This window comes from Richelia intracellularis HH01 (genome assembly GCF_000350105.1).
GTDB lineage: Bacteria > Cyanobacteriota > Cyanobacteriia > Cyanobacteriales > Nostocaceae > Richelia > Richelia intracellularis.
Window position 1 is genome coordinate 1 of the sequence record NZ_CAIY01000022.1, and the last position, 2,118, is coordinate 2,118.

Sequence of the window (2,118 nt, forward strand, 5' to 3'; positions counted from 1 at the left end):
CCAACATTCTGGTTATAACTACCTGTATAAGCAGCTAATTCACCTGATCCCCAACCGCGCATACCATAGTTATTCGCGGAACCATCAGTTAAACCAAGCGCTTTTCCGTTTCCATATACTGGTGCAGACGTTCCGAGAGGCATCTCAACTTGATTACCTTTCTGAGGCCAAGGTAAACAACTCGTAAAATAATCATGCCGCTTACCGCGGCGAAGCAAAGAATAATCAGTGTACTGATCAGGGCCAGAGTCTGTATCAACATGAACACTATCCTGCAAATTCTCGTCTCTAAACCACTCATTCCAAATCAAGTTATAAGCACGTGGCCAAAACTGTGAATGAGTAACCGTTGACGAACCGTCAACCTGACCGACCGTCGGTAATCCCATATAATCCTGTAACGAACCAACAGCATAACCACCCGCAGGGGAGGTCGCTGTAGGCACTACATAATCAATAGAATCATTTGGGTTATCGCGTTCACCCATGAACTTAACCCAATCTGTCCAAATCAACCTATTTGGAACAAAGAAGAAAAGGTATCCAGATACATATTGTCCATCACTGGATACAAAGGTGTTGCCAGTCGCGTGAACGCTGTCATCTTTAGCGAGACGGAATCGCCAGGTAAAACTTCATCACAATAAATAGGCACCAAATAACCGCTATCAAAAGCAGTCTTATAGGTCTTCTGTGCGTCAAACTTACTCCGAGGGATCTCCGCCCTCGGAATCATTGCAAACTGGTGAGCCGAAGCCGACCGATTACGATGCATCATTACTAGTCTCCTAATTTAGCGGCCTTTCCTGCCATCATTAATTCAGGCAAATCCAACACATCGAACTTTCCGGTCGATTCATCAAATTCACCTAACAAATACAAATCAAAATCCTCAGGATGCTTATAAATAATCGAATCCTCGTTAGGTTGATTAACCACATCCTGAAACTCTCTTAAGGCGACACCCTTACTAGATGGGAANAAGGGGTTACCAAACTGATCTGCTTTCACATCTCTTACACATACAACTGGCTTTGACATTACAAGTTCCTTTCTAATTTTTTCAATTTCGACTGGAGCACAATTTGACGTGCGCCAAGTCTCTCTGGTGTGTTTTCCTCGCATAACTCCATTCCTTTTTTTGCACGCACAAACTCGACCTGTTCATACAGATCGGGAGCTGCTTGTTTTAAACGTTTAAAGTAGTAGCGGGGGGGTTTAGCTTTGTGTCCATTAACAATCACATAATCGTTAGGGAACACATCCGACTGATATTTATCTATAAAGTTTGCGCCAATGCCTGGCTTCAAACTCATCTTGTTATATTCCGGTAATCGAGGCATAACCTCGCCGGTTTCCCAATTAATTTCCTGTCCTTTTTCGATCGCCTCCTTATTCATTTTCTTCATCACATAACGTGCCACGTAAGCAGCAGACTCAAAAGTGACATCACCAACAGAACTAAAACCGTGCGGCCATAAGCTTTCCAGCTGTGCCGAGCGATAGAGGTTAGAACCGCTGTTAGTTCGTCTAAGAAACTCAATATCCTCAAAAGCAAAATTGAAGAGACAAGCGTGGTAGTGAGGACGGCCACCGTGCGTCCCATACTCACCAGCCATGTAATAGCGAATTGGATAAGAACTTTTCCCAGTTCGAACATCTATGTTCTCCTTATGTCCTTTAAATCGCTTTCTAAGTCGCTTCATAAACTTCTGAAAATCCGAATGCCTTAAACTGTTCCACGGCGGTGTTTCCTCATACGTCAACGTCACGAAACAATTTCTTTCCCACAACTGGGCCTCGTGCATGCACCTGACGGCCCACTGTCTCGATCTCTCGAGAAGACAACCTTCGCAATGTCCGCAAGGAAGCTTGTACTCTGTTTCTGCGTCGTGTCTTCGCCAAAATACGATTTCACCTTTATCAGTTCGCCACGCCTGAACGGGACTGAAACACGGCATTAATCACAGCCGCCATCCGCCGCGCATCGGATTACTACGCAGATTTGCCATCTTTGTTTTACCGACCTGCTTACGAAACTTGCCTGCAGATCGGGCCTTATTTACTCTTGATCTTTTAACTGGACGCATATTGCTCTCCTGGTTAATTTTGTGCAGT

The 2,118-nt window shown here is 44.5% G+C and carries 2 protein-coding genes and 1 pseudogene; all 3 read right to left on the minus strand.

Going from position 1 to position 2,118, the window contains the following annotated elements:
* Positions 1-778: pseudogene (locus RINTHH_RS11650) on the minus strand (major capsid protein); the annotation flags it as partial.
* A gap of 2 nt (positions 779-780) precedes the next feature.
* Positions 781-1,125: a phage ORF5 protein gene (locus RINTHH_RS11445; protein ID WP_456238854.1), complete on the minus strand. Its 345-nt coding sequence runs from the start codon at positions 1,123-1,125 to the stop codon at positions 781-783.
* Positions 1,041-1,961 (minus strand): rolling circle replication-associated protein, encoded by a 921-nt coding sequence (locus tag RINTHH_RS10080; protein ID WP_008232152.1) that lies wholly within the window; start codon positions 1,959-1,961, stop codon positions 1,041-1,043. The genes RINTHH_RS11445 and RINTHH_RS10080 overlap by 85 nt, the downstream gene beginning before the upstream one ends.
* Positions 1,962-2,118: the final 157 nt, after the last annotated feature.